Annotated in this window: 23 protein-coding genes; 13 read left to right on the top strand and 10 right to left on the bottom strand. The window is 63.5% G+C overall.

The features are described from left to right. The first annotated feature begins 18 nt into the window (after positions 1-18). Positions 19-1,323 (top strand): MFS transporter, encoded by a 1,305-nt coding sequence (locus tag NEK97_RS17925; RefSeq protein ID WP_257371095.1) that lies wholly within the window; start codon positions 19-21, stop codon positions 1,321-1,323. Positions 1,324-1,396: 73 nt separating this feature from the next. Here NEK97_RS17925 and NEK97_RS17920 read toward each other — a convergent pair whose 3' ends face one another. Next, positions 1,397-1,795, bottom strand: coding sequence for a DUF1844 domain-containing protein (locus NEK97_RS17920; protein ID WP_257371094.1), 399 nt, complete (start codon positions 1,793-1,795; stop codon positions 1,397-1,399). A 381-nt stretch (positions 1,796-2,176) separates the two neighbouring features. Here NEK97_RS17920 and infC point away from each other — a divergent pair, with 381 nt between their 5' ends. The 5 genes from infC to NEK97_RS17895 all read left to right on the top strand — a co-directional run bounded on the left by infC (position 2,177) and on the right by NEK97_RS17895 (position 6,288). Next, the gene (gene infC, locus NEK97_RS17915) at positions 2,177-3,217 is read left to right on the top strand and encodes a translation initiation factor IF-3 (protein WP_374111547.1); all 1,041 of its coding nucleotides are present in this window, start codon (positions 2,177-2,179) and stop codon (positions 3,215-3,217) included. 117 nt (positions 3,218-3,334) lie between these two features. Then, a complete protein-coding gene (rpmI, locus tag NEK97_RS17910) occupies positions 3,335-3,529 on the top strand; it encodes a 50S ribosomal protein L35 (protein WP_059387794.1) in 195 nt (64 codons plus the stop codon). A gap of 119 nt (positions 3,530-3,648) precedes the next feature. Next, entirely contained in the window at positions 3,649-4,323 is a 675-nt protein-coding gene (gene rplT / locus NEK97_RS19925; protein WP_026547339.1) for a 50S ribosomal protein L20, read from the top strand. A gap of 25 nt (positions 4,324-4,348) precedes the next feature. Next, positions 4,349-5,260 (top strand): RNA methyltransferase, encoded by a 912-nt coding sequence (locus tag NEK97_RS17900; protein WP_257371092.1) that lies wholly within the window; start codon positions 4,349-4,351, stop codon positions 5,258-5,260. Between the two features lie 101 nt (positions 5,261-5,361). After that, entirely contained in the window at positions 5,362-6,288 is a 927-nt protein-coding gene (locus NEK97_RS17895; protein WP_235521851.1) for a cation diffusion facilitator family transporter, read from the top strand. Positions 6,289-6,385: 97 nt separating this feature from the next. Here the strand turns inward: NEK97_RS17895 and NEK97_RS17890 are convergent, their stop codons facing one another. Next, a complete protein-coding gene (locus NEK97_RS17890) occupies positions 6,386-7,594 on the bottom strand; it encodes an MFS transporter (RefSeq protein WP_257371091.1) in 1,209 nt (402 codons plus the stop codon). A gap of 134 nt (positions 7,595-7,728) precedes the next feature. Between NEK97_RS17890 and NEK97_RS17885 the strand changes: the two genes are divergently transcribed. Beyond that, positions 7,729-8,163, top strand: coding sequence for a (deoxy)nucleoside triphosphate pyrophosphohydrolase (locus tag NEK97_RS17885; RefSeq protein ID WP_257371090.1), 435 nt, complete (start codon positions 7,729-7,731; stop codon positions 8,161-8,163). 29 nt (positions 8,164-8,192) lie between these two features. Here NEK97_RS17885 and NEK97_RS17880 read toward each other — a convergent pair whose 3' ends face one another. Then, entirely contained in the window at positions 8,193-9,287 is a 1,095-nt protein-coding gene (locus NEK97_RS17880) for an Rv2578c family radical SAM protein (protein WP_257371089.1), read from the bottom strand. 89 nt (positions 9,288-9,376) lie between these two features. On the opposite strand from NEK97_RS17880, the gene pcp reads away from it, so the two are divergent. Beyond that, positions 9,377-10,018, top strand: a complete 642-nt coding sequence (gene pcp, locus NEK97_RS17875; RefSeq protein ID WP_257371088.1) for a pyroglutamyl-peptidase I — start codon at positions 9,377-9,379, stop codon at positions 10,016-10,018. Here the strand turns inward: pcp and NEK97_RS17870 are convergent. Both NEK97_RS17870 and NEK97_RS17865 read right to left on the bottom strand, forming a co-directional pair. After that, the gene (locus NEK97_RS17870) at positions 10,015-10,644 is read right to left on the bottom strand and encodes an SIMPL domain-containing protein (protein WP_257371087.1); all 630 of its coding nucleotides are present in this window, start codon (positions 10,642-10,644) and stop codon (positions 10,015-10,017) included. The two genes, pcp and NEK97_RS17870, sit on opposite strands and share 4 nt — an antisense overlap. Positions 10,645-10,646: 2 nt before the next feature. After that, positions 10,647-11,093: a hypothetical protein gene (locus NEK97_RS17865; RefSeq protein WP_257371086.1), complete on the bottom strand. Its 447-nt coding sequence runs from the start codon at positions 11,091-11,093 to the stop codon at positions 10,647-10,649. Between the two features lie 177 nt (positions 11,094-11,270). Here NEK97_RS17865 and pheS point away from each other — a divergent pair, with 177 nt between their 5' ends. The 3 genes from pheS to NEK97_RS17850 all read left to right on the top strand — a co-directional run bounded on the left by pheS (position 11,271) and on the right by NEK97_RS17850 (position 15,933). Continuing rightward, a complete protein-coding gene (pheS, locus tag NEK97_RS17860; protein ID WP_235521858.1) occupies positions 11,271-12,332 on the top strand; it encodes a phenylalanine--tRNA ligase subunit alpha in 1,062 nt (353 codons plus the stop codon). A gap of 2 nt (positions 12,333-12,334) precedes the next feature. Further along, positions 12,335-14,878, top strand: a complete 2,544-nt coding sequence (gene pheT / locus NEK97_RS17855; protein ID WP_257371085.1) for a phenylalanine--tRNA ligase subunit beta — start codon at positions 12,335-12,337, stop codon at positions 14,876-14,878. A 188-nt stretch (positions 14,879-15,066) separates the two neighbouring features. Then, positions 15,067-15,933 carry a serine protease gene (locus NEK97_RS17850; RefSeq protein WP_257371084.1) on the top strand — a complete coding sequence of 289 codons (867 nt, stop codon included), beginning with the start codon at positions 15,067-15,069 and terminating at the stop codon, positions 15,931-15,933. Positions 15,934-15,937: 4 nt separating this feature from the next. Here NEK97_RS17850 and NEK97_RS17845 read toward each other — a convergent pair whose 3' ends face one another. Then, a complete protein-coding gene (locus tag NEK97_RS17845) occupies positions 15,938-16,924 on the bottom strand; it encodes a nitrilase family protein (RefSeq protein WP_257371083.1) in 987 nt (328 codons plus the stop codon). Positions 16,925-17,086: 162 nt separating this feature from the next. Here NEK97_RS17845 and NEK97_RS17840 point away from each other — a divergent pair, with 162 nt between their 5' ends. Together NEK97_RS17840 and NEK97_RS17835 are read left to right on the top strand one after the other, a co-directional pair. Further along, positions 17,087-17,968, top strand: coding sequence for a LysR family transcriptional regulator (locus NEK97_RS17840; protein WP_257371082.1), 882 nt, complete (start codon positions 17,087-17,089; stop codon positions 17,966-17,968). Next, positions 17,965-18,615, top strand: coding sequence for a 4'-phosphopantetheinyl transferase superfamily protein (locus tag NEK97_RS17835; protein WP_257371081.1), 651 nt, complete (start codon positions 17,965-17,967; stop codon positions 18,613-18,615). The genes NEK97_RS17840 and NEK97_RS17835 overlap by 4 nt, the downstream gene beginning before the upstream one ends. Here NEK97_RS17835 and NEK97_RS17830 read toward each other — a convergent pair. The 4 genes from NEK97_RS17830 to NEK97_RS17815 form a co-directional block, all read right to left on the bottom strand. After that, positions 18,612-19,955: a M1 family metallopeptidase gene (locus NEK97_RS17830; protein ID WP_257371080.1), complete on the bottom strand. Its 1,344-nt coding sequence runs from the start codon at positions 19,953-19,955 to the stop codon at positions 18,612-18,614. The two genes, NEK97_RS17835 and NEK97_RS17830, sit on opposite strands and share 4 nt — an antisense overlap. A gap of 12 nt (positions 19,956-19,967) precedes the next feature. Further along, positions 19,968-23,924, bottom strand: coding sequence for a Pls/PosA family non-ribosomal peptide synthetase (locus tag NEK97_RS17825; RefSeq protein WP_257371079.1), 3,957 nt, complete (start codon positions 23,922-23,924; stop codon positions 19,968-19,970). 118 nt (positions 23,925-24,042) lie between these two features. Continuing rightward, on the bottom strand, positions 24,043-25,008 hold the full coding sequence (locus NEK97_RS17820; RefSeq protein WP_257371078.1) for a quinone oxidoreductase: 966 nt from the start codon (positions 25,006-25,008) through the stop codon (positions 24,043-24,045). Positions 25,009-25,093: 85 nt separating this feature from the next. Beyond that, on the bottom strand, positions 25,094-26,182 hold the full coding sequence (locus NEK97_RS17815; protein ID WP_235521867.1) for an acyl-CoA desaturase: 1,089 nt from the start codon (positions 26,180-26,182) through the stop codon (positions 25,094-25,096). Positions 26,183-26,340 lie beyond the last annotated feature (158 nt).

The raw sequence follows: 26,340 nt of genomic DNA, 5'->3' as shown, positions 1-26,340 counted from the left end.
GAACAAGAGGATTTGCCAGTGAATTTCGCTCTCTACAAAGAGATGCTGTCCATCCGCCCTGTCCGGCGCCTGTTGGTGGTGGGCATGATTGCCCGTATCCCGCATTCGGCGGCCGGCGTGCTCCTGACGTTGCACATTGTCCTGACCCTGGGGCAGGGATATGCCGCGGCGGGTGCTGCTGCCGCTGTCATGACGATCGGCATTGCCGTGGGTGCACCCTGGCGTGGTCGCCGGGTGGATACCGTGGGTCTGCGGCGGGCTCTGATTCCTTCCGTTGTTTCCGAAACGGTCATCTGGACGATCGTTCCGCACGTGTCCTATGAGTGGCTGCTGCCTTTGGTTTTTGTTGGTGGCCTCTTCACGCTGCCCATTTTCAGCGTGGTCCGCCAGTCGTTGGGTGTCATGGTGGACGGTGAGCAGCGCCGTTCGGCCTTTGCCTTGGATTCCATCGCGACGGAACTGGTCTTCATGATCGGCCCGGCCGTTGGCGCCGTCGTGGCCACGGCCGGATTTTCGGCGGTGGGCCTGACCGCCGTGGGCATCTCGGTTTCGGTCGCGGGGCTTTTCCTCATGTGGTTCAACCCGCCAACACGCAGCGATGTCGCCTGTACGCCGAAAGAGACTGCCGACCGGGCTGCAGCAGACCTGGCAGCCGCCGAGGCTGCCATGGTGGCGTCGGCTCCGGCCCACGTCCAGGAGGCTGCCTCGGAGATGGCGCCCGCCACGTCCCGTACGGCGGCGATCCGCAGCAAGGTGGCGCGGAACTTCAGCTGGTTTACGGTTTCGGTTGCAGCGCTCTTTGCGGTGGCGGCCGGATCGGGCATGGTCCTTAGCGGTTCGGATGTGAGCATCGTGGGCCTGCTGGAAAGGGGTGGCCACCAGAACCAGATCGGCATCGTGTTCTTCTTCTGGTGCGCAGCGTCCGTTGTTGGTGGGCTCATCTACGGGTCCATGAAGCGGCAGATTTCGCCGATGCTGTTGCTGTTGGGCATGGCCGCGTTGACCATTCCGATGGGTTTCGCCCACGACACGTGGACCCTCGCCTTCCTGTCGATTCTTCCGGGACTGCTCTGCGCTCCTGTGTTGTCGGCATCGTCGGAGAAGGTGGCCGACCTCGTGGATGAGGAACGCCGTGGCGAGGCCATGGGCTGGTACGGTTCTGCGCTTACCGCCGGTGTTGCCCTCGGCGCGCCGCTGGCAGGCATCTTCATCGATAACGTCGGCCCGTCGGCCGGTTTCGCGGCCATCGGTGCTGCGGGAGTCGTCCTGTGCCTTGCCGGCCTGGCCCTGATGTCGATGCGTCGGAGATCCGCCCGCGTATAAGGATTTCAAACGACGACGGCGACCCCACCGGATGTGGTGGGGTCGCCGTCGTCGGTTCTTGAGGCTGTTGGGGCTAGTTCACCGGTCCGGTGAACTTCTCGCCCGGGCCCTTGCCCGGGGCGTCGGGGATAAGTGAAGCCTCTCGGAAGGCCAGTTGCAGCGAGCGAAGGCCGTCGCGCAAGGGTCCTGCGTGCTGGGAGCCGATTTCCGGGGCGGCGGCGGATACCAGTCCGGCGAGGGCCGTGATCAGCTTGCGGGCCTCATCCAGGTCCTTGAGGTCCTCGGCATTGGGGTCGTCGGCGAGGCCGACTTTTACGGCCGCCGCACTCATCAGGTGGACGGCGCCGGTGGTGATGACCTCCACGGCAGGTACTTCCGCGATGTCGCGGATCTGCTGGGAGACGCCGGCGTCAGCGGCCGGGGCGGCGTCTTCGCCAAAGGAGTTGCGGGAATTGCTGTCTTCAGTGCTCATACTGGTAAGCTTGTCACAGACCGACTGGAAGTCGTTATTTGCAGTCAAACGATCCCGCCGCCCGCAATGTGCGCTTGGCGGGATGTTTCTGTAGAATTGTCTTTCAGTTAGCAAGCGGAGATCTCTCCCACCCGCGTCAGCCGTTTCCCCCAGGGGACAGGATTCCGTAAAAGGACAAGAGGTTGCCGGGTACCTGGTCGGACACTTTGAGGGTGTGAACCCTGAAGTGTGTACTTCCCTTAGGGGAGTGCCCCCGATCTTCGAGGCCTTCGATTGCGCCAGCAATTGGGGGCCTTCTCTATTTGCCGGTGACATCACCACAACCACAGGAGCTTTAACATTAGCGAGCCAAGAATCAATGAGCGTATCCGCGTCCCCGAGGTGCGGTTGGTCGGCCCTGCCGGCGAACAGGTAGGAATTGTCCGCATTGAGGACGCCCTGCGTCTTGCTGCCGAATCCGATCTCGATCTCGTTGAAGTTGCGCCGCAGGCCAAGCCCCCTGTTTGCAAGCTGATGGACTTCGGCAAGTACAAGTACGAGGCCGCCGTCAAGGCACGTGAAGCGCGCAAGAACCAGACCAACACGGTTCTGAAGGAAATCCGCTTCCGGCTCAAGATCGACAAGCACGACTACGAGACCAAGCGCGGACACGCACTTCGCTTCCTCGGCGCTGGCGACAAGGTCAAGGCCATGATCCAGTTCCGTGGCCGTGAGCAGCAGCGTCCCGAAATGGGTATCCGCCTGCTGCAGCGCTTCGCGGAAGATGTTGCCGAGGTTGGCATCATTGAGTCCAGCCCGCGCATCGATGGCCGCAACATGGTCATGGTGATCGGACCGCTGAAGAACAAGGCAGAAGCCAAGGCTGAAGCCCGCCGGGCTACGCAGCGTGCAGAAGCCAAGGCCCAGAACGAGGCCAAGGCTGCAGGCCGCGTGGACACCACGGGGGAGCAGGCGCCGCTCACGCAGAGCCTGGCTGACCTTCTGCCCGAGGGCTTCCAGGTAAGCGAAGCAGAGCCCACGCAGGAAACTGTTGAAGCTCCCGAGGTCGAGGCTCCCGTAGCTGAAGAAGCCGCGGCAGCCAGCGAGCCCGCGGTTGTTGAAGAAGCTCCCGTTGTTGAGGAAGCTCCCGTAGCCCAGGAAGCTCCCGCGCCGGCAGCCAAGGAAGCCGTGGCCGAAAAGGCTCCGGCAGCCAAGGAAGCTGTGGCCGAGAAGGCCCCGGCAGCCAAGGCAGCACCGGCCAAGACGGAATCGGCCAAGACAGAATCGGCACCTGCTCCGAAGCCCGCAGTACCCGCAGCAGCTCCGAAGCCGGCAGTTCCTGCGGCTCCGAAGCCTGTCGCCAAGCCGGCAGCTCCCAAGCCGGCAGCTCGGCCAGCGGCCCCCAAGGCCACGCCGAAGCCTGCTGCACGCAAGACCAACTAGTTCAACGCCGCGGAGGCCTGTCCTCCATCGGCAAGCAACCAGCACGCTGGCCCCTGTAGGCCGGCTGCGCGAAAGAATCGCGGACTCGTCCGTGGATACGTAAGGAGATCGGTTCCCATGCCGAAGATGAAGACCCACAGCGGTGCTAAGAAGCGCTTCAAGCTGACCGGTACCGGCAAGCTGAAGCGTCAGCAGGCCAACCGCCGCCACTACCTGGAGCACAAGTCCTCCACGTTGACCCGTCGCCTTGCCGGCGACAAGATTGTCTTCAAGGGCGATGCCAAGGTCATCAAGAAGATGCTCGGCGTCTAAGTTCCAAGTTCTCTGGGTCCCGCCAACCGGCAGGAACCGACTACACCAAAAGCCTTCTCAGGCCCGCCGGACTTCCGGCAGTAGCAGCTTGGGATAAAGATTTCTGAAGGAGTACGCACGTGGCACGTGTGAAGCGGGCGGTAAACGCCCACAAGAAGCGCCGGGTTGTCCTCGAACGCGCCAAGGGTTACCGCGGTCAGCGTTCGCGCTTGTACCGTAAGGCAAAAGAGCAGCTGCTGCACTCGTTTGTGTACAGCTACGGTGACCGCCGCAAGAAGAAGGGTGACTTCCGTCGCCTCTGGATCCAGCGCATCAACGCTGCATCCCGCGCCAACGGCCTCACCTACAACCGTCTGATCCAGGGCCTGAAGGCCGCTGAGGTTGAGGTTGACCGCCGCATGCTGGCCGAACTGGCCGTTTCCGACGCCAACGCTTTCGCTGCACTGGTGAACGTTGCCAAGGCTGCCCTGCCGGCTGACACGTCTGCTCCGGCTGCAAAGGCCGAAGCTGCCCCCAAGGCTGCAAAGGTTGCTCCGGCTGCCGCTACGGCCACGGCTGTCAAGGCTGTTGTCTCCGAGAAGCCGGCCATCGACGGCGCAGTTGCTGCTGATGGCGACGAAGCTCCGGAAGGCTACGCCATCAAGGGCAACGCCGAGTCCAAGAAGTACCACGTGCCGGGTTCCACCTGGTACAACACCACTGCTGCCGAATACTGGTTCTCCACGGTTGAGGCTGCAAAGGCTGCTGGCTTTGAGCCGGCCGGCGGCGAAGCCCGCCAGCAGATCAAGAACTAGTCGCAACAGCCACTAAAGTTCTTATATGAACGAAACCGGGCGCCCGCAAGACTTTTCGATGACCAACCCCCGAGCTGATCGGGTGAGGGATGTCGCCAAGCTTGCCGGGCGCCCGGCGCGTTTAAAGCGCGGGCGCTTCCTGGCTGAGGGGCCGCAGGCCGTACGGGAGGCGCTAAGCCTGCACCGTGACCGGACAGCGGCAGGTGGCGCCGCCGTCGTGCATGAAGTTTTCGCCAGTGAAGCGTGCCTGGAGCGGCTTCCCGAACTTGCCGACCTCGCACAGGGCACCCAGCTCCGGCTCGCCAGTGATGAAGTCCTGGCAGCGATGGCGGACACCGTCAACCCGCAGGGGATTGTGGCCGTCTGCAGTTTTCTCGACGTCAGCCTGGAGTCAGTTCTCGACGCCGGTCCCCGCCTCATTGCCGTGATGTGCCAGGTACGTGACCCCGGAAATGCCGGTACGGTCCTGCGTGCCGCTGATGCTGCCGGCGCGGACGCCGTGGTCCTGACCGAATCCAGTGTGGACATCTACAATCCCAAAGCAGTGCGTTCCACCGCAGGTTCGTTGTTCCATCTGCCCGTGGTCCTGGGGGTGGACGTTGAGGAGCTGGTCGCACGGTGCCGCGAGTTGGGCATCGGTGTCCTGGCCGCGGACGGCTATGGGACCGTCAACCTGGATAAACTCCAGGACGAAAACGCGGCGCGGAGGCTCGGCAACGATACCGTAGCGTCCGAGTATGCCCTTGAGGGGCCGACGGCGTGGTTGTTCGGGAACGAAGCCCAGGGCTTGTCCGACGCGGAACTGGCCCTTGCTGATCATCGCGTCGCTGTGCCCGTCTATGGGGCCGCGGAGAGCCTCAATCTTGGTACGGCGGCCACCGTCTGCCTTTACGCCAGCGCACGCTCCCAGCAGGGCGTCAGGGTGGGGAATGCATAATTAGCCTGTCGCCGGGTACGGTAATGCTTGCAGGGGCAGGCAATGACGATTCTTCTTGACCCTTTCCAAACATTTCCCGAACCCGAAGAGGTGAAGCTTTCGTGGCTGCAGGTGGCGGTACCAAAGCGATCGTGGCGGCTCTCGCCGCCAATCTGACTATCGCTGTATTGAAGTTCATTGCGTTCTTCCTGACGGCGTCATCGTCAATGCTCGCGGAGGCAATACACTCCGTTGCCGACTCCGGCAACCAGCTCCTGCTCCTGGTGGGCGGCAAGCGTGCCAAACGTGCTGCGAGCCCGGAACACCCGTTCGGCTACGGACGTGAGCGGTACATCTACGCCTTCATCGTCTCGATCGTTCTCTTCAGTGTCGGTGGCCTGTTTGCCCTCTACGAGGCCTTTGAGAAGTTCCAGCACCCGCACGGCATCGAAGGCGACTTCTGGTGGGTTCCGCTGGCCGTCCTCGTAGGTGCCATCATCGCCGAGGGGTTCTCCTTCCGGACCGCCATCATCGAGTCGAACCACATCCGCGGCAAGCAGACCTGGGTGAAGTTCGTCCGAAACGCCAAACAGCCTGAACTGCCTGTGATCCTCCTGGAGGACTTCGGCGCCCTGCTCGGTTTGGTGTTCGCCCTCTTTGGCGTCAGCATGACCCTGGTTACCGGTGACGGTATCTGGGACGCCTTCGGCACAGCCATGATTGGTTTGCTGCTGGTAGCCATCGCCATCGTGCTGGCCATGGAGACCAAGTCCCTTCTTTTGGGCGAGTCTGCAACCAAGGAGGACGTGCAGCGGATCACCGAAGCCCTGGAGGCGGGCGGAACCCACATCATCCACCTCAAGACCATGCACCTGGGGCCGGAGGAGTTGCTGGTGGCCGCCAAGATTTCCATGGGTGCCTCCGAGACTGGCCAGGAGATCGCCAAGGGCATCGACGACGCCGAGCAGCGGATCCGCGCGGCCGTTCCGATCGCTCGGGTCATCTACCTCGAACCGGACATCGAGCGGGTTCAGGCGCAGCAGGCCTAGAGCTTAAACGACGGATGGCTCCGCACCCGCGGAGCCATTCGTCGTTTAGGGGTCCTTCGTTGGCTGGCTGCGCGCTGTACGCGCCGGCCAGCGGCTGTCAGCTTGCCAGCGGCTTCCTGCGTTCCAGCAGGCCGCTCACAACTGCAACGCCGAGGCCCAGGATGGCCAGGACCGCACCCACGAGTGCCGGAGCGACATAACCCCAACCCCACGCGATGACTGTGCCCCCGAGGAAAGCGCCCAGTGCGTTGGCAATGTTCAGGGCCGAGTGGTTCAAGGAGGAGGCAAGGGAAGCTGCGCCGGGAGCGGCATCCAGGAGGCGTGTCTGCAGGGCGGGGGTCAGCATGGATCCCACGCCGCCAACGACGAAGGCCATGATGAAGGCTGCCCATGCCCAGTGCGCCGCGATAGCGTAAACCACCAGGGCCACGGCGATTCCGGGCATGACCCAGTAGATGGTCCCCATGACGGACTTGTCCGCGATTCGTCCGCCAATGATGTTGCCGGCCACCATGCCGAGGCCATAAAGAGCCACGACGGCGGGGATAAGGCTCTCGGGTATACCGGCCACCGACGTCATCGTGTGGGCGATGTAAGTGTAGACGGCAAAGAAGCCGCCGAAGCCGATGATGCCGATCAACAGCGCCAGCCACACCTGAAGGCGTTTGAGGGCTCCCAGCTCACGCCGGATGCTGGCGTCCGGGTGGGCGGCTTCGAACGGGACGAACTTCCACACCATGACAACGGTGAGAAGTCCGATGGCGCCGACAATGATGAACAGCAGCCGCCAACCGAAAGTTTGTCCCACCCAGGTGGCTAACGGCACGCCGATGACGTTGGACACCGTCAGCCCGGCCATCACCATGGAAATCGCCCAGCCGCGCTTGGTGGGAGCCACCAGGCCCGCCGCGATGACAGCTGCCACTCCGAAGAACGCGCCGTGGGGGAGCCCGGAGGCGAAACGGGAGAGCAGCATGAAACCGTAGTCCGGGGCGATAAAGGAGGTCAGGTTTGCCACGGACAGGAAAAGCATGAGGCCCAAGGCAAGGTGCTTCTTGGGAAGTTTCGCGCCGAAGGCTGCAAAGATCGGCGCGCCGATGACGACGCCCAAAGCATAGGCGGAGATGAGGCTGCCTGCCTCAGGGGTGCTGATATGCAGCCCTTCCTCGATTTCCTTCAGGAGGCCCATCATGGCGAACTCGGTGGTACCGATGGCAAACCCGCCCATTGCCAGGGCCAGGATGGCCATGCCAAGGTGGCGCTTGGTAGCTTTCGCTGTGGCGGACGGGGACACGGTGGTAGTCATAAGCCTGCTTCTTGAGGGGTGCCTGATCGGCCGGGAAACGCGGAGAAAATCCGATAACAAGTTTAGTCGTGCTCGGGCGAGGTGACGTCAGCATGTGACGATGCCCATGGACGCAACGGCCATAGACTGTTCCGGTGACTGGACTCATTAACGTTGTTGGCGCCGCTGTCGTGGACTCCCTGGAAGCACCCACCCGTCTTCTCGCTGCACGCCGCACAGCCCCTCCCCAGTTCGCAGGGATGTGGGAGTTCCCCGGTGGCAAGGTGGAAACGGGCGAAACGGCAGAGGCCGCACTGCACCGGGAACTCGCCGAAGAGCTCGGGGTTGAGGTTCGTTTGGGCCAGGAGCTTGAATCCGGAAACAGCGCCGGGTGGACGCTCAACGAGCGTGCTTCAATGCGGGTTTGGTTCGCGGAGCTGACCGCAGGGGAGCCCCGCCCACTGGAAGATCACGACGAACTGCGCTGGATGTCGTTGGACGGCCTTGACGACGTTCTCGGACTTGCATGGATTCCGGCGGACCTGCCGATTGTCGAGGCTCTGCTTGATCGGGTGGCTGCCGACGAGTAAGCGACCTGTTCACAGCCCCGCAGGGCGCCTCAGAACAGCGGCTCTTGTACCGGCAAGGGTGCGGCAGCTTTGGCCCCCGAAGGGGCTCCTGAACCATCGGTGGGGCGGGCATTGCGGTGGCTGAAACCGGAGCTCCCAGTGAAGCCGTGCTTGGCCTTGAAGAAACTGATCCTGCCCGCCAACCAGCTCCGGTATTCCTTCGATGCATAGGAACCCTGGCCGTACAGTCGGCGGTATTTGCCCACCAATTCCGGATGCTGGGCGGCGAGCCAGCTCATATACCATTCCCTGGTCCCGGGTTTGAGGTACAGGGCCCCCGCGGTGACTCCCGTGGCACCCGCCTTGGCCAGTTCGGTGAACAAGGCATCGAGGGCTGCATCGGAATCCGTGAGCCACGGCAGAATGGGCATTGCCATGACCCCGCATCCCAGGCCGGCATCACGGAGCCGGGCTATGAGCTTAAACCGCGCACGGGGGGAGGGGGTCCCGGGCTCAATGAGCTCTGCGAGGTCTTCGTTGGTCATGGCAAGCGAGATGCCGAGGTCCACGGGAACCTGGGTTGCCGCATGCTTGAGCAGGGGGATGTCCCGGGCCAGCAATGTGCCTTTGGTCAGGATGGAGAAGGGTGTTCCGGAGTCCGCCAGCGCCCGGATGATTCCCGGCATGAGCGCATACCGGCCTTCGGCCCTCTGGTAGGGGTCCGTGTTGGTGCCGAGGGCAACCTGGTGTCGCTGCCAGGAGGGCTTGGCCAACTCCTTGCGCAGGACCTCCGCAGCGTTGATCTTAACCACCACCTGCGAATCGAAGTCCCGGCCGGCGTCGAATTCCAGGTAGGTGTGGCTCTTGCGGGCAAAGCAGTAGACGCAGGCGTGGCTGCAGCCGCGATAGGGATTCACCGTCCACTCAAAGGGCATGGCCGAACCGGAAGGCACCTTGTTGAGCACTGACTTTGCGGTGACCTCATGGAAGGTGACTCCGGAGAATTCGGGTGTCGAGACGGAACGCACAAGCCCGGCAAGCGGCAGCAGGGCCTCCATGGCCGGGGCAGGCCCGGAAGGCATGTTGCCGCTGTTATCGGACGCCAACCCACGTGCCGGTGAAAGTGCTTGTGCGTCCCATCTCATGGTCTCTATTCGAAGGTATGTTCGAATAAATGTCAAGGCTTCCGCGCGCAGGCCAAAGACGCGGATGGCGGGGTTGCTAGGGTTGGCCCATGATTCTCCTGACTGGCTTCGAACCCTTCGGCGAGGACGCGGTCAATCCGTCGTGGCTCGCCGTGCAACGTGCCAGGGACATCCTCCGGAACGAGGGCCGCGAGGTGGAAGCACTCGAACTGCCTTGCGTTTTTGGCGGGTCGGCGGACGCCCTGAGCGCGGCCATGGATCGCCTGGTTCCTGACGTGGTGGTTTGCGTGGGCCTGGCAGGCGGGCGTGAGCGCGTATCGCTGGAACGTGTCGCCATCAATTGCGATGACGCCAGGATTCCGGACAACGCCGGCCAACGGCCCATAGACCAGGAAGTTGTCAAGGGCGGACCAGCTGCCTACTTCTCCAGCCTGCCGATCAAAGCAGCACTCCGGAACCTCCAGATCGCCGGCATCAAGGGCGAAGTCTCACAATCAGCCGGCACGTACGTCTGCAACCACGTCTTCTATGCGCTCATGCACGCGCTGGCGTCCAGGCCCGGGGTCCGCGGGGGCTTCATCCACGTCCCCTACCTTCCGGAGCAATTGCCACCGGCCGCTGCCACTCCGTCCATGCCCCTTGAAGTGATGGCCGAAGGCGTTACCTCGGTTGTCCGCACGGCGCTTGGAACCACAACGGACATACAGCTGCCCGCAGGAGCAACCCATTAAAGGAGTTCCCACTCCACCGTGACAGAAGCGGAGACTGACGATTCGCCGGCCTCCACCGGGAGCGCTTCCGCGGAAAAGGAGGCCCTGACCAGCCCGCCCATGGGAATGGGGGAGCCTGGAACTGGTTGTTGGGAAATGGATCGAACGGCTCCAAGCCGCGCGCCTGCCAGACCGGCGTACTGCTCCGCCCTGGCCAAGGCGTCCTGCCACGCCGCCTCCTGTGCCTGTGCATTGATGGGAGCCGTATCCGCGAAGCCTTGCCCGATACCGTTGATTCTGATGTCGTCCCCACCGGCGGCAATCGCGGCAGCAATGGCAGCCGGGGCATCTGCCTGGGTGCGGATGCCCACCTGCAATGTGGTGGATGCGACGTAGGCGGTCACCTTTTGGCCCTGCCCTTCCACCCATGCGACGTCGGCACGGAGGTTCAAGCCACTCGTTCGCACGTCAACGCCGGCCACGCCGGCTTCATGCAAAGCCGAAGCGACAGCGGAAGCCGCCTTTCCGGCGTCGTCATATGCCTTTCCCGCAGTCTCCCGGCGGGTCTCCACGCCGAGAGTCAGCGTGACCAGGTCGGGGGCGGCCTTGGCGCTGCCGGTGCCGGTGACGGTGATGGTTCGCTTCATTCTCAAGCCTCGATTCGTTGGTCGGCTGGTCCGCCCTGCCGACGCTTGTGGTTGTCAACGTAGCCGCCGGCGGCGAGGCCGGCCTGGCGCTCAAAGAAGTTCATCGACGCCGGGTCTCCGCTGCGCAGCAGTGACCACCCGGCGGCGATCCCGTAGAAGGCGAAAAAGGGCAGGCCAAGGCAATACGCATACTGGGTGCTGTGCCGCTCCTCGTGCCCCAGGAGGGTGGCGTTGCTGCCTGCCAGGCCATGGGGTGCCCGGTAAAGAATCACATTCCCCACGGTGAACGCTCCCGCATGTGGCAATTTCCAGCGGTACCCGGCAGCGATCACCAGGCCGCGGGGACCGTGCGACAGGCGGGAGCGCGACGCCACCGCCACCCCAAGTCCCAACGGCGTGGACAGGTTGATGACATTTGCGATCTGCCTCAGGCGCTGCGCGGGAGTCATGAAGCCATGCTAGACCCGTGGGTCCTGCGGAGGCCGGACGGGAGACAGGCGTTAAATCAGGTCCATGACGTTCAACTAGACTGGACGTTAGTGCCAGCCGTCCGCGGCGAGCACTGCCCTTTTCGTTTTCCAGGCCAGCATTGCCGGCCGCTCCCTACTCGTAGCTAAGAACAGTAGATGACTGACACTTTGCCAGGCGCTGCCAGCCCGAATCCGCTGGATGAAGCCGCCATCACCGCCGCCGTCGAGGACGCGCTCGCAGCCATCGCGGCAGCTTCCTCCCTCGAAGAACTCAAGGCTGTCCGCCTCGCCCACACCGGCGAGAAGTCGCCCCTGAGCCTAGCCAACCGTGAAATTGGCGGCTTGGCCAAGGAACACAAAGCTGCTGCAGGCAAGCTCATGGGGTCCTCCCGCGGCCGGGTCAACCAGGCGCTCGCAGCCCGGACCGAGGTGTTGGAGGCAGAGAACGATGCCCGGATCCTCGTCGAGGAAACTGTGGATGTCACCGCCGCTCCGCGACGTCGCCGTGCCGGTGCACGCCACCCGTTGTCCACGCTTCAGGATCGCGTGTCGGACATCTTCGTGGGCATGGGTTGGGAAATCGCCGAAGGCCCCGAGGTCGAGTCGGAATGGTTCAACTTCGATGCCCTGAACTTCAAGCCGGACCACCCCGCCCGCGAAATGCAGGACACGTTCTTCGTGGAACCCCCCGAGGCGCACCTGCTCATGCGTACCCACACCTCGCCGGTGCAGGTCCGCTCCATGCTGGAACGCGAAGTGCCCATCTACGTGCTGTGCCCCGGCAAGGTATTCCGCACCGATGAACTCGATGCTACCCACACTCCTGTCTTCCACCAGTTCGAGGGCCTTGCGATCGACAAGGACCTCAGCATGGCGGACCTTCGCGGCACGTTGGAGCACTTCGCCCGGCAGATGTTCGGCGACGAAGCGTCCATCCGCCTGCGCCCCAACTATTTCCCGTTCACGGAACCGTCCGCGGAGTTGGACATCTGGCACCCCGGAGCAAAGGGCGGCCCACGTTGGATCGAATGGGGTGGCTGCGGCATGGTCAATCCCAACGTCCTCCGGGCGGCCGGCATCGATCCGGACATCTATTCAGGTTTTGCCTTCGGTATGGGCATTGAGCGCACGCTCATGTTCCGCAACGAGGTCGGCGATATGCGCGACATGATCGAAGGCGACGTACGTTTCAGCGAGCACTTCGGGATGGAGATCTAACAGTGCGTATCCCACTTTCCTGGCTGCGTGAATTCGCGCAGGTCCCGGCCGATGCAACGGCCGAAGACGTCATGGCTGACCTGGTCAAGGTCGGCTTTGAAGAAGAAGCAGTCCACCGTCCCACGGACGAACTCAGCGGCCCGATCGTCGTAGGCCAGGTCCTGAGCCTGGTCAAGGAACCGCAATCCAACGGCAAGACCATCAACTGGTGCCAGGTCCGCGTCGTTCCCGAAGGACAGGAGCAGACCCTCACCGGCAAGGGCATTGATCCTTCCGGCGTGCAGGGCATCATCTGCGGTGCGCACAACTTTGTTGAGGGCGACAAAGTGGTTGTCACCCTGCCAGGTGCTGTCCTGCCCGGGAACTTCCAGATTTCCGCGCGCAAGACCTACGGCCACCTCTCTGCCGGCATGATCGCTTCCGTCCGTGAACTGGGCATTGGCGATGACCACGATGGCATCCTGGTGCTGTCCAGCATTGGCTTGGATCCCGAAATCGGTACGGACGCCATGGAGCTGCTGGGCCTTTATGACCAGGCAGCGGAAATCAACGTCACCCCGGACCGCGGTTATGCGTTCTCCATCCGCGGTGTTGCGCGGGAGTATGCCCATGCAACGGGAACATCGTTCGTAGATCCGGCGTCGAAGGTCAACGCGCCGGCCTCCCTCCAGGGCGGCTACGGAGTCAAGCTCAACGACGACGCACCCATCTACGGCAAGCCGGGCTGCGATCGCTTCGTGGCCAGGACAGTCCGCGGCGTGGATGCTTCGCGTCCCACCCCGCCGTGGATGTCCTCGCGCCTTCGCCTGGCCGGAGTACGCTCCATCTCCTTGCCCGTGGATATCTCCAACTACGTGATGCTGGAGCTCGGCCAGCCGAACCACTGCTACGACCTCGATAAGCTCTCAGGCGACATCGTGGTCCGGCGTGCCGTCACGGGGGAGAAGATCACCACCCTCGATGGCAAGGAGCGTACGCTCGACGTCGAGGACCTGCTGATCACTGATGGCTCCGGCGCCATTGGCATCGCCGGTGTCATGGGTGGCGCCCACACTGAGGTGTCGGATTCCACGACCAACATCCTGGTTGAAGCCGCGCACTTCGACGAGGTATCCATTGCCCGGTCGCGTCGCCGCCACAAGCTGCCGTCCGAAGCGTCCAAGCGCTTCGAGCGCGGCGTCGACTGGCACGTGGCCAACATTGCCGCCCAGCGCGTCGTGGACCTTTTGGTAGAGCTGGCCGGCGGTACGGCAGACGAGGCGGGGACCGACGTCGGAACCGCCCCTGATCCCGTCACCATCGAGCTGCCCGCTGAGTTCGCTGCTGCCCGGATCGGTATCGACTTCACCGACGAGCAGATTACTACCTCACTTGAGGATCTGGGTGCCGTGGTGGAGAAGACTGCCGCCGGCTACCGGGTGACTGCTCCGAGTTGGCGCAATGACCTCGAAACCAAGGAGGACCTCTCTGAGGAAATCGCGCGGTTGGTCGGCTACGACAACATCCCCTCAACCCTCCCGGTAGCGCCTCCGGGCCGTGGCTTGACCCGCAGCCAGCAGCAGAAGCGTCGTGTTGTCCAGGCCTTGGCTGATGCAGGGCTCACCGAGGTGCTGTCATACCCGTTCGTTTCCAAAGCCGCCAACGACACCTTCGGTGTTGCGGAGGAAGGCGCGGAACGTCCGGCATTGAAGCTGGCAAACCCGATCAGCGAGGAGAACGGCTACCTCCGTACGTCCATCCTCCCTGGCCTCATTGAGGTAGCACGCCGCAACCACTCACGCGGTTTCCGCGACCTGGCACTGTACGAAGTGGGTTCGGTCTTCCTTCCGGGCGACAAGCTTGGTACGGAGTCCATCCCGCCGTTGGGCGTCAGGCCTTCAGATGAGGTGCTTGATGCGTTGTACGACGGCGTCCCGCACCAGCCGCTGCACGTCGGCGCTGTCCTGACCGGCCACGACTCGCCGGCTGCCGCGACGCACCAGCCCCGCGCCTGGGATTGGGCAGACGCCCTGGACGTTGCCCGCCTCATTTCCGACGTTCTTGGGGTTGAACTGGTTGTCAGCCAGGGTAGCCACCAGGCGTTCCACCCGGGGCGTGCCGCTGAGCTTTCCCTGCGGAACGGCGATGTTGTGGGTTACGCGGGAGAGCTCCACCCGAAGCTCCTGGCAGCACATGACATGCCTGCCCGATCTGTGGCTTTCGAAGTCAATGTTGAAGCACTGTTCGAAGCTGCTGCTGATGTGATTGTTGCCAAGCACATCTCCGGGTTCCCTGTTGCAACACAGGATGTTGCGCTGGTTGTTCCGCAGGACGTACCCGCTGACCAGGTATTGGCTGCCCTGCGCGAAGGCGCCGGTGAACTCCTCGAGGATGTCGCCTTGTTCGACGTCTACGTGGGTCCGGGAATCGACGATGGAAAGAAGTCGCTGGCCTTCGGACTGCGTTTCCGCGCCAACGACCGCACACTGACTGCCGATGAAGCGTCAGAAGCACGCGCCTCGGCTGTCGCAGTCGCCGCTGAACGCTTCGGAGCTGTCCAGCGCTGATCCCGCAGTTGCACGCTAAGTCCCCGGAACCTCTCCATGGTTCCGGGGATTTTCGTTTTATCGAGATTCCACTCCCAGCATCTTGACAGACTATTCACACATGTATGACAGTTTTGTCATGCGCATGTGAAACATGTGTATCACATCCCTCGCACGGCTCTCCAAGGGCCGTCCCTTGAAAGGTACCCATGAAAAAGCAGAACGTTGCTGTGCTTGTCGGGGCTGCGGTAATGGCTTTGACGTCCTCGCTTGGAGGAGCTGCCATGGCGTCGGGGCCGACGCCGCAACCAGTGTCCGCCGAGGTCCAGCCCGTGTCCCACACCGTGGATAAATCCCAGACGTCCGGCTCCGCCGCGTCCCCGTTGGCCGACCGTTATTCCATCGCCGCACCCACCAAGAATGGGGGCGCCTCCACGGATTCAGTCATCGGCGCTGATGGCCGGGTCCGTATCACCAACACCACGGCTGCACCCAACCGCTCCATCGTGCAGATTGAATTCAATGGCGGTTACATCTGTTCCGGTTCCCTCATCTCCGACGACACCGTGCTGACGGCCGGGCGCTGTGTCCACACGGGCGGCACGGGTTCCACGGCGGATTACTCCTGGGGCGTCAAAGTGGCCCTTGGCCGGAATGGATCGACGGATCCTTACGGTACCTGCGGTGCTACCCAACTCCTCACGGACCAGCGTTGGATCGACTCAGCCAACACCAATGCCGACTGGGGCGTCATTAAACTCGACTGCACCATTGGCAACACCACCGGGTGGCTCAATTACACCGGTACGACGGCCAGCCTGAACGGAACCACCGCAACAGTGCGCGGCTACCCGGGCGACAAGGCATTTGGAACCATGTGGTCCATGACGGGCACCATCGACAGTTCCGCAACCGAAAAGGTCTACTACAAGATGGACACCTTCGGCGGCCAGAGTGGAGCACCCGTATACAACAGCTCCAACACCCTTGTCGCCATCCACACCAACGGTGGCAGCACCAACTCCGGTACCCGCATCACGCCCACCCTGGCGAATTACCTGACCTCGGTGAAGTGAGAAGCTACGGGAGCTCGACCGGGTGGGGCGAGAAGCGCGCGGCTCGGGCGTCGAGCTCATTGCCCTGTGGCTGGCTGAGGGAGGCGTAGAGTTCCGGCCGGCGGCCCCGTATCCACCGCCGGCCGGTTGAGAGAGGCACCAGGCCGAGGTCCAGCTCGGACGTAACGATTGCTTCGCCTGCACTCCAGGTTTCTGCGATGACCGCCCCATAGGGGTCGATGATCATGGCGTTACCCGTGCGGATCTCGTCATCATCCGGGCCGACACCGTTGCTGAAGATGATGAAAAGGCCGTTGTCGTGGGCGCGGGAAGGCAGCCAGCGCATGAGCCACCCGCGCCCGTGGGGTCCACGGAAGGCCGCTTCAATGGCTGCAGGATCTGCTGCACGGTTTTCCCACAAGGTGCTGGGAATGGGCTTCATTCCCCTGGGACTCCGGGAGTTGGTGCCACCGGTTTGATGAGGGGCCAAGAGCACTGTCGCGCCCAGTAGTGCTGTCGCCCGGACGTTTTCGACCAGGTTGTTGTCCCAGCAGATCAGGATTCCGGCTTTGACGCCCCAGGGGGTGTCAAAGACCGTGAACCGGGATCCGCTGTCGATCGCCTCGTGTTCAAAGGCATGGATCTTCCGGTGGGTGTGCCGTGCTCCGTCGGGGAGGCATACCGCGTATGAGTTGTAGAGTCTTCCGTCGCTGTCTGCCTCGAGATATCCGACGCCGATGCCTACGCCCAGCTCTTGGGCGAGGTTCTGGACGGCGAGGATGCTGGGGCCGCCCTCCGTCTCGGCAAGTTGATGCAAGCGTTGGGGCGTGTGTCGTCGGAGGTGCCAGTAGCCGAGCAAGCACATTTCCGGGAACACGACCAGTTGCGATCCGTCCATGGCTGCAGCGGTGGCGAGCCGGCGAATGGTCTCGAGGTTGAGGTCCGGACGGTCCGGGATTGCTTCGAACTGAACGGCCGAGGCGCGAAGTGTTGGCCGTGAATTATCGGGCATGGGTTCTCCTTGGGTTTGTCTCTCCCATGCTTCTTCCGATGACCCATTCTGTCTAATGAAAACTTCGGCCTTATCCATTCTGTTTTGGAATGGATTTGTTGGGTGTCTGCGTGCCGCATCGCAGTATGTGAGCGGGACTGGTCCTGTCGATAGTGTTATGAAATGGAACTACGCCTTTTGCGGTCGTTTATCGCGGTTGCCGTGAACCAAAACTTCGGGGCTGCTGCCAAGGCGCTGTCCACAACCCAGCCCGCCCTGACCAAGCAGATCCAGGTCCTGGAACGGCAGGCAGGGACCACGCTGTTCACCCGGGGGCGCCACGGTGCAGCGTTGACGCCTGGCGGCGAGGCGTTGCTCGTCGACGCGGTCGACCTGGTGCGCAGGGCGGATGCCTTGGCCCGCCGCATGGAGCGGGTGGCAGCGGGGGCTGAAGGCGTGCTCAATGTCGGATTCGGGATGTCGACAATCGATGTAGCGCCCCAGACTGTCGCGGCTTTCCGTGCGCGGCACCCCGGAATCGACATCAAGCTCGAAGATATGTCCTCCTCCAGGCAATTCGACGCACTCCGTGACGGCACGCTCAGCGTGGGGTTTGTGCGCATGCCTGCGCCGCAGGACATTGCCGCCCGGGTGATCCGGCGGGATCAGCTGGCGCTCGCCATCCCTGCCGGTGAGCCTGCTCCGGGGACCGATCGAAAGGGTCTGCGGGCTCGGCTCCAGGACCAGGGCCTGGTCCGCCTTGTCCCCGCCCGCGGGCCGGGATTGGCCGCTCAAACGAGCGAGTTGTTTATGGATTTGGGGTGCAGCCCCACCACGGTGTACGAAACGTCCGATCTCCTGACGGTCGTGGCCCTCGTAGCCGCCGGAGCGGGCCCTGCTGTGGTCCCCGCCAGCGCCTCGGCCATCATCCCCGACGGCGTGCAGTTGGTAAAGATCGATCTGGAGTCCGCGAGCTGGGACATTGGCATTGCCTGGCTTCGCGGGAGCACCAACCCGTTGCTTCCCTTGTTTCTGGAATCAATCAGGGGCGGGGAAAAAGTATGATCGACAACCTTGTCTTCGAGGTGCGCCGGCTCGAGGACCAGCTGGCCTGTGATGAGCACCCACCGGACCCGGGACAACCGGCAAAGCGTCGGGCCTCCAGGTTTGCCAGCGCCAAGGACCGGGACGAATTCGTTGCGGCCCGGATTTCGCTGCAGCAGTTCGCTGCAACGCTCCTCAACGTGGAACCCCAGCAGCTCGTGGCGAACTATCACTGCCCGCAGTGCGGCCAAGGCCAGGACCACGGCCGTCCCGGGTTCCTGCTCGACGGCGGCCCCGCACCTATCGCGCTCAGCGCGTCCCGGGCGTCGGGCTGGGTGCTGCTGGCCGGCGTCGCCCATGCCCCCGAAGAACTACGGCTGGGAGTGGATCTTGAATCGACAGGCAAAGCAACCTTCGAAGGCTTCGACGACGTCGCGCTGACCGCAACCGAGAAAAGCTTCCTGTCCACCATCCCGGATCAGGAGCGAGATAGTCAGCGCGCGCGGCTGTGGGCGCGCAAAGAGGCTTGGCTGAAGATGACTGGGGAAGGCCTGCGGCGCAACCCGGCAGAGTTGGATGTGCTGGAGCGCCGCGGTGTGCAGGACCTGGACATTGTCGGCGGCCGGGCGCTGCCGGACGGACTGGTGGCCGCCTTGGCGATCGGCTAACGCGGTGGCGGCAGCGCGGGAAGTGCTGCCTCGTACAGCCACGGACGGAGAACGGCCGCAGCATCCAATCCCGGAATGAATGCGTTCGCGGCTACGATGAAGGCTTCCGTGGACACTGAGCCATGCCGGTTCTTGGCTGTCCAGTGATGGAGGAAACCGAAGAACGCCTCGTCGCCGGCCGCCATTCGCATGGCGTGAACCGCCAAAGCCCCACGTTTGTAGACCCGGTCATCGAACATCAGCTCCGGGCCGGGGTCGCCAACGAGCAGGTCCTGCGGCCCGGCGTCGAGCCTCTTCCATGCCCCTGTAGCCCGCGCTGCAACAGTCATGGTCCCGGATTCCTCGGACCACAACCACTCGGCGTAACAAGCGAAGCCTTCGTGCAGCCAGATGTCTTTCCAGCTGTCGACGGTGAGGGAGTTCCCGAACCACTGGTGGGAAAGTTCGTGGGCGATCAGCCGCTGGGATTCCCAGGCGTCGCGCATATGGTTGCGACCGAAAATGGAGACCGTTTGGGCTTCCAAGGGGATTTCCAGCTCGTCTTCGGTGACCACGGACGTGTAATCGGCGAATGGGTACGGTCCGAAGCAATCCTCGAAAGTCCGCATCATGTCCGGCTGGCGTTCCAGACCCCGCAGGGCGTCGGCTGCCATTTCGGGGGTAACGGCAACGAACTGGGGCACCCGGTGGTGGGTATCGTCGGCCTGCAAGGGAACCTTGGTGTAGCGGCCGATCTGCACGGTAGCCAGGTACGTCGCCATCGGCTCGGACTGCTCGTAGACCCAGGTTTCCCTGCTGGACTTCCGGGAGTGCGATACGAGCCGCCCATTGCATACCGGACGGTAGTTGTCATCGGTGGTCACCGAGATGAGGAAGCTCGACTTGTAGCGGGGGTGGTCGTTGCAGGGGAACCAGGATGCTGCGCCGTTCGGCTGGCCGGCAACCAGTACGCCGTCGTTCAATTCCTCCCAGCCAACATCTCCCCACAATCCACGGCGGGGTTGCGGATTGCCGTCGTAGCGGATCTCGAGTGAGAACTGTTGGCCGGGCCTGAGCGCGGACGGGGCGGCCAGGACCAGGTGCTGGGCCCTGTGGCTGAATTTCTGGAGTTTCTTGCCATCCAGCTGGACCTTGGTGGCCCGCAATCCCACCAGGTCCAGGACTATCTGCGCTGTCTGTTCCAATGCCGTGCACCGCAGGACCGCCTTGCCGATCAGCTTGTTGCTGCCCAGCCTGACGTCGAGGTCCAACTCATACCGGTCCACACGGTAGCTGGTGCTGCCGTGGTCCAGGGTGTAGGGGTCGGCCTCGGTCATGGGGGTGGTGATGGGTGCGGTCATGATCTGCCCAATCTACTTGAGACGGGGCGCTTGTGCAGACGGACCCACCCATGGGCTCACCGGGTTGCCCATCCAGTACGTCCCGGCTGGGACAGTTTCGCCACGCATGACCAACGACGCCGGACCTACGGTTCCACCGTCGCCGATGCTGGCCGCAGGGAGGATGACGCCGTGGGGGCCCATGGTGGCTCCGTTCCCGAGCGTCACGCTGTCCAGGCTCATGACGCGGTCGTGGAACAGATGTGTCTGGACCACGCAGCCGCGGTTGACGGTGGAGTTCTCGCCAAGTGTCACGAGGTCGGCTTCGGGGAGCCAGTAGCTTTCACACCAGGTACCGCGGCCGATCGTGGCGCCGAGCCCGCGCAGCCACCACACCAGGGCGGGCGTGCCCGCAGCGGACCTGGCGAACCACGGCGCACTGACCATTTCGATAAACGTATCCACAACCTCGTTGCGCCAAATAAACGAACTCCACAGGGGGTGCTCGCCGGCGCGAATGGTTCCCACCAGGACCCACTTGGCGACGATGGCGCTGAGTGCTGCGACGCCTCCGGCTGCCAACATCACGACGCCGCCGAGGATCGCCGCGATCCAGTAGCCCCATCCACGGGCCAGCCAATCGAGGACCAGCATGACGCCGGCGGCGATGGCAACAGTCAGGATGACAGGAACCAAACGGCACAATTCCCACAGTGCACGCGCGATTTTGAGCTTAAGGGGCGGCTGGAATGTCCGTGTCTGGTCGGCGTCGACGGCGGTGCGGCGCAACCTGACCGGGGGACTGCCCAGCCACGACGTGCCCGACTTCGCCTTGGCAGGGGTGGCCGACAGGACGGCCACGAGGGAATTCTTTGGTACATTCCGCCCGGCGGCCGTCATGCCGGAGTTACCGAGGAATGACCGCTTTCCGATCTTGGCCGGAGCGATTTTCATCCAACCACCGCCCAGTTCGTAGGACGCCACCATGGTGTCGTCAGCCAGGAACGCGCCGTCGCCGATGGTCGTCATCCTGGGCACCAGCAGCACCGTGGAGGCTTCCACGTTCTTGCCCACCTTGGCTCCGAGCAAGCGCAGCCAAACAGGCGTGAACAGGCTGGCATAGACGGGGAAGAGGAGGTCACGTGCCATGTCCAGCAGACGTTCCGTGGCCCACACCTGCCAGCCGATCCGGCTGCGGACACGGTAATACCCCTCTTTGAGTCCGAGGCCAAGGAGCCGGGCAACAACGAGGATGAGGACCAGGTTCCCGAAGAACCACGCCAACGCCGCCAGTGGGAGTGCCAGGGCTATCTGGGGGAGTGCGGTCTCCAACGAATCGTGGCCTTGGATGAACGCCATAAAGACCATCGCAGCAGCGAAGGCGGAGATGTACGGGATCAGGGCCAGAAGCGCCGAAGCGCTGGCAAAGGCTGTGAACCATAGCCGGTCCACAGCGGAAGGATGGCCCGACGACTCAGGCCAGTCGTGCTTTGCCTTGCCGCGTCGTTCGGCCGGGGATCCAGCCACGAAGTGCCCGGCCTTCACTTTGCCCAGCACTGCGGATCCGGCGTCGACGTGTGCGCCCGCACCAATGGTGGCGCCGGGCATGAGGGTGCTTCGTGCACCGACGACGGCGCCGGCTCCCACGTGTATCTGGCCGATGTGCACCGAGTCGCCATCCACCCACCATCCGGAAAGATCGACTTCCGGCTCGATGTTGGCGCCGCTGCCCAATGACAGCAAACCTGTGACGGGCGGCAGGGAATGCAGGTGCACATCCCGGCCGATCCTGGCACCCAGGGCGCGCGCGTAGTAGGGGACAAATGGGGCGCTGGCGAGGCCGATGGCCCCGGAGAGGTCTTGTATTTGTTCGGCGAGCCACAACCGAAGGTGGGTTTTGCCGGACCTGGGGTAGGTGCCAGGCTCGATCTTGCCGAGCAGCACGCGTGCCGCTATTACCGAAATGGTCATACGGCCCAGCGGGCTGACGAAGACCAGCCAGGATGCCGCGATCCACCACCAGGACACCACAGGAGCTGCGGCGAATCCGGCAAAGTCTGCCAGTAACCTGTTCGCGGCCATCAGGTAGGTGAGCCAACGCATTCCCACCAGGATGTGAAGGGGCACGCCCATGAGGACCTGGAAGATCTGCGACTTCAAGGCTGTGGGACGCACGGTGCGCTCGACAGGCGGACCTGCCGTACCGCCGTCGGGCAGTGATTGCCGGGCGGCATCGATCAGGGCGCCGACACGCGGGGTCGCGTAGATGTCAGCGACAGTGATGGTGGGGTACCGGACCCGGAGGGCAGAGACGAGCTGGGCTGCGGCCAAGGACCCGCCGCCGTAGGCGAAGAAATCCGCGTCGAGGGAGCTCACGGGACTGCCCAGCACCGACTCCCACTGGTCCACCACCCAACGGGCGTCGTCGGGTAGGTTCAGGGGCGCGTTGTTGGCCTCAGCAGCGCTGGTTCCCGCAAGCGGCCAGGGGAGGGCATGCCGGTCCACCTTTCCGCTGGTCTTGGTGGGCAGCGAATCCACCACGGTGAGCAGGGGGATCAATGCTGCCGGAAGGCTTTCGCCCAGCAGGCGGCGGGCCTGCTCCAGATTTAGCTCGTGGCCGTCGACGGGGGCGAGATAGCCCACCAGGATCTGGTTGCCGGCAGCAGTGGTCTGAACTGCGGCGGCAGCGCCGGCAACTCCCGGGAGTGCCTGCAGCGCCGCGTCCACCTCGCCCAGTTCGATGCGCCGTCCACCCAGCTTGACCTGTTCGTCGGCGCGACCCATGAAGATCAGGCCCTCCGGTTCGAAGCGGACGAGGTCCCCGGAACGGTAGGCACGGTCCCAAGCCAGCGTGGCCATGGGTGCATACTTCTCGGCATCCTTGGCGGGGTCGAGATAGCGTGCCAGGCCGACGCCGCCGATGATCAGTTCACCGATCCCGCCTTCCGCGACCGGGACACCATCAGAATCGACGACGGCGAGGTCCCAGCCGTCCAACGGCAGCCCGATCCGAACCGGGCCGGGTCCGCCCAACGGTGCGGCGCAGGCGACGACGGTGGCCTCGGTGGGTCCGTAAGTGTTCCATACTTCGCGGCCATCGACGGCGAGCCGTTCGGCCAGCTCCGGCGGGCATGCCTCGCCGCCGAAGATGAGGAGGCGGACGTTTTCGAGGGACTCTGCCGGCCACAACGCAGCAAGGGTGGGCACCGTGGAAACCACGGTGATGCCGTGGTTGATCAGCCAGGGACCCAGGTCCATGCCGGTCCGCACCAACGCCCGCGGAGCCGGGACGAGGCAGGCACCGTGGCGCCAGGCGAGCCACATCTCTTCGCAGGAAGCATCGAAGGCTACCGACAGGCCCGCCAGCACTCTGTCCTGGGGACCGATGGGATCGGCTTGAAGGAAAATCCGTGCTTCAGCGTCAACGAAGGCGGCGGAAGATCGATGTTTAACTGCAACACCCTTGGGCGTACCAGTGGATCCCGAGGTGAAGATGATCCAGGAGTCGTCATCCAGCCCCGGTTTTGAAGGTTCCGATACAGGCTCGCGTGCGGCACCGGCGGCTCGGATATCAAGTCCCGCCCCAACCACCGCGGCAACCTTGGCTTCCCCGAACACCAGGCGTGCCCGTTCCTCGGGATCGTCGGCATCAACCGGAACGTACGCGGCGCCGGCCATGAGGATTCCGAGGACGGCGATATACAACTCGTTGGTGCCGGAAGGGATGCGGATGCCGATCTTGTCACCACGACCCAGGCCCGCAGCGTTCAATCGTGGGGCGAAGGCCCTGACCGCCCTGAGGAGTTCGGTGTAGCTGAGTGATTTTTGCCCGTCATCCAAAGCCGAAGCCTCGGGGAAGGACGCTGTGGTCTCTTCCAGGATGTCCACCAGCGTGCGCTCGGCTGGCGCAGCGGTGCCGCCCGGAAACTGGGGGCGGTAGGTGGTCAGGGCGGGTGCCGGCCCGGCCCCCACGGGATGTTCTGTGCTCACAGGCCTAGCTTTGCGCAGAAAGGTGAACAAAAGGTGTCTGACGTTTCCTCTTCGTCACATTTTCTTGCACCATTGTTTGCCTGTAGGTCGCCAGTTGTTCGGGAGCCGGGCTTTGGAGTTACGGCAGAAGCAGGACTTTGCCGGTGGTCCGGCGGCCTTCCAGGTCACGGTGGGCCTGGGCAGCTTCGGCCAAGGGGTAGGTTGCGCCGACCCTGACCGAGAGCGTTCCGTTGGCGGCGGCGTCGAAAATCTCGGCCGAGCGCCACCGGCGCTCGTGTGTATTCTGCACGAAGTGGGCCATGGTTGGCCTGGTCAAGGTCAAGGAGCCTCCGGCGTTCAGGCGCTGGGGATCGAATGGCGGCACCGGCCCGGAAGCGGCACCAAAGAGCACCATGGCTCCCCGGATGCGCAGGCTTTTGAGGGATTCGTCAAAGGTGTCTTTACCGACGCCGTCGTACACCACGTTGACACCTTCGCCGTCGGTCAGTTCACGGACCTTGTGGGCGAAACCGTCGTAGCGGAGGACCTCGTCAGCTCCGGCCAGCCTGGACAGCTCGGCCTTTTCGTCGGAGGAGACGGTGGTAAGCACGCGTGCCCCGCGGGCCTTCAACAGCTGGGTCAGCAGGAGGCCAACGCCTCCGGCCCCCGCGTGCAGCAGGACGGTGTGTCCCGGCTCCACCCGGAAGGAGGAGTTCATCAGGTAATGCGCTGTGATCCCTTGCAGCGGAAGGGCAGCTGCAGTGTGGTCGTCGACGCCGTCCGGAACCGGAAGCGCTTTCGCTGCATCCACGAGAGTGTAGTCGGCGTAGGTGCGGGACCCTTCAGCCGTGGCAATACGGTCGCCAACGGCAATGTCCTCCACGCCCTCACCCACCGCCTCCACCGTGCCGGCGGCTTCTGCGCCGGGGGTGAAGGGGTAGTCAACCTTGTAGGTTCCGTTGCGCTGATAGGTTTCGATGAAGTTCACCCCGGCAGCTGCGACTTTGATCAGCAACTGGCCGGGACCGGGGGCTGGTGCTTCCACGGAGGCGTATTCGAGGACTTCAGGTCCTCCGGGCTGCTTTGCGACAATGGCGTGCGTCATGGTGGCTCCTCACTCCGGGGCGGTCCTTCCGGTGCCCGGTTTCAGAATCCATCCTAGGGAGGTTGGGGCCTCCATTGTCGAACGGCTAGCGGCGTCCGTGCGTCGAAGCCACGGGACAGTCGAAGCCGCGGCCTGCTGCGAGGCCCACCTCGTTGAGGTAGCTGACCACGATCCCGTACGACTGCATGAGCGTGGTTTCGGTGTAGGGGATCGAGTGCTTGGCGCAGAATTCCTTCACGATGCCGGCGGCCTTGTGAAGGTGCGGACGTGCCATGTCCGGGAACAAGTGGTGCTCTACCTGCCGGTTGAGTCCGCCCAAGAGGAAGTCCATGAAGCGACCGCCGGAGATGTTGCGGGAGGTCAGGATCTGGCGGTTAAGGAAGTCCACGCGGCTGTCCTTGGGAAGCACGGGCATGCCCTTGTGGTTGGGGGCGAAGGATGCGCCCATGTAGAAGCCGTAAACCATGATCTGGACGCCCAGGAAAGCGAACGCCATTCCGATGGGCAGGAAGGTGAAAGCCAGCACCGGCAACGCCGTCAGGCGTGCCACGAGGATGGGGGTTTCCACCCAGCGGTGCCGGACCTTCTGCTTGCCGAAGACAAAGCGGATGGAATCGAACTGCAGGCTCAGGCCAAGCAAGGTCAACAGCGGGAAGAAGAACCAGCCTTGCCGGCGCGTGAGGAATGCCAGGCGGCCCTTGCGCTCGGCCGCGGCGTCCTCGTAGAACACCAATGCGTTGTTCCGGATGTCGGGGTCCTTGGAAATGACGTTGGGGTGATTGTGGTGGGCGCCGTGTTTCTGTTCCCACCATGAGTAGCTGATGCCCGCAACGCCAGTGGCCAGGAGACGCGCCGACCAATCGTTGGCGCGGCGTGAGGCAAAGATCTGCTTGTGTCCGGCTTCGTGGGCCAGGAAGCTCAACTGCGTGCAGAGAATGCCGACGGCCGCGGCAATGAGGAGCTGGTACCAGGATTCGCCAATGAGGGCGAAGCCGAGCCAGGTGCCGGCCATGAGCAGTATCAGGGCTACGAAAACCCAGATATAGAAGCCGCTGCGGCGCTCGAGGAGTCCTGCGGACTTGACGCTCTTGAGGAGCTCTGAGTAGCTCTGAACGACGGGATTTGGCTGAATTGCGCGTGCTTTGGGGCGCTCAGCGGTGGACGTGGGTGCCATTTATATGCCCCGTATCACTAACGGGCAACGCTGCAGCCGACGTTCGGACTGCACGGTCTGGATCACCCTCCACTAAGCATACGCGCAATGTCCTAACAAATGTGACAGCTCACATTAGGCATGCATAAATATCGGACAGCATGAATATTCTTGCTGTA

This window comes from Paenarthrobacter sp. UW852, from assembly GCF_024608385.1.
Classification (GTDB): Bacteria; Actinomycetota; Actinomycetes; order Actinomycetales; family Micrococcaceae; genus Arthrobacter.
The sequence above is the reverse complement of the archived record's forward strand: the minus strand, read 5'-3'. Positions and strand labels throughout refer to the sequence as shown.

Coding starts and splice junctions, on each gene's coding strand:
- NEK97_RS17920 (WP_257371094.1), bottom strand. CDS start 1,795: ATGAGCACTGAAGACAGCAATTCCCGCAACTCCTTTGGCGAAGACGCC.
- rpmI (WP_059387794.1), top strand. CDS start 3,335: ATGCCGAAGATGAAGACCCACAGCGGTGCTAAGAAGCGCTTCAAGCTG.
- NEK97_RS17900 (WP_257371092.1), top strand. CDS start 4,349: ATGAACGAAACCGGGCGCCCGCAAGACTTTTCGATGACCAACCCCCGA.
- NEK97_RS17890 (WP_257371091.1), bottom strand. CDS start 7,594: ATGACTACCACCGTGTCCCCGTCCGCCACAGCGAAAGCTACCAAGCGC.
- NEK97_RS17880 (WP_257371089.1), bottom strand. CDS start 9,287: ATGAGATGGGACGCACAAGCACTTTCACCGGCACGTGGGTTGGCGTCC.
- pcp (WP_257371088.1), top strand. CDS start 9,377: ATGATTCTCCTGACTGGCTTCGAACCCTTCGGCGAGGACGCGGTCAAT.
- NEK97_RS17870 (WP_257371087.1), bottom strand. CDS start 10,644: ATGAAGCGAACCATCACCGTCACCGGCACCGGCAGCGCCAAGGCCGCC.
- NEK97_RS17865 (WP_257371086.1), bottom strand. CDS start 11,093: ATGACTCCCGCGCAGCGCCTGAGGCAGATCGCAAATGTCATCAACCTG.
- pheS (WP_235521858.1), top strand. CDS start 11,271: ATGACTGACACTTTGCCAGGCGCTGCCAGCCCGAATCCGCTGGATGAA.
- NEK97_RS17850 (WP_257371084.1), top strand. CDS start 15,067: ATGAAAAAGCAGAACGTTGCTGTGCTTGTCGGGGCTGCGGTAATGGCT.
- NEK97_RS17845 (WP_257371083.1), bottom strand. CDS start 16,924: ATGCCCGATAATTCACGGCCAACACTTCGCGCCTCGGCCGTTCAGTTC.
- NEK97_RS17840 (WP_257371082.1), top strand. CDS start 17,087: ATGGAACTACGCCTTTTGCGGTCGTTTATCGCGGTTGCCGTGAACCAA.
- NEK97_RS17835 (WP_257371081.1), top strand. CDS start 17,965: ATGATCGACAACCTTGTCTTCGAGGTGCGCCGGCTCGAGGACCAGCTG.
- NEK97_RS17830 (WP_257371080.1), bottom strand. CDS start 19,955: ATGACCGCACCCATCACCACCCCCATGACCGAGGCCGACCCCTACACC.
- NEK97_RS17820 (WP_257371078.1), bottom strand. CDS start 25,008: ATGACGCACGCCATTGTCGCAAAGCAGCCCGGAGGACCTGAAGTCCTC.
- NEK97_RS17815 (WP_235521867.1), bottom strand. CDS start 26,182: ATGGCACCCACGTCCACCGCTGAGCGCCCCAAAGCACGCGCAATTCAG.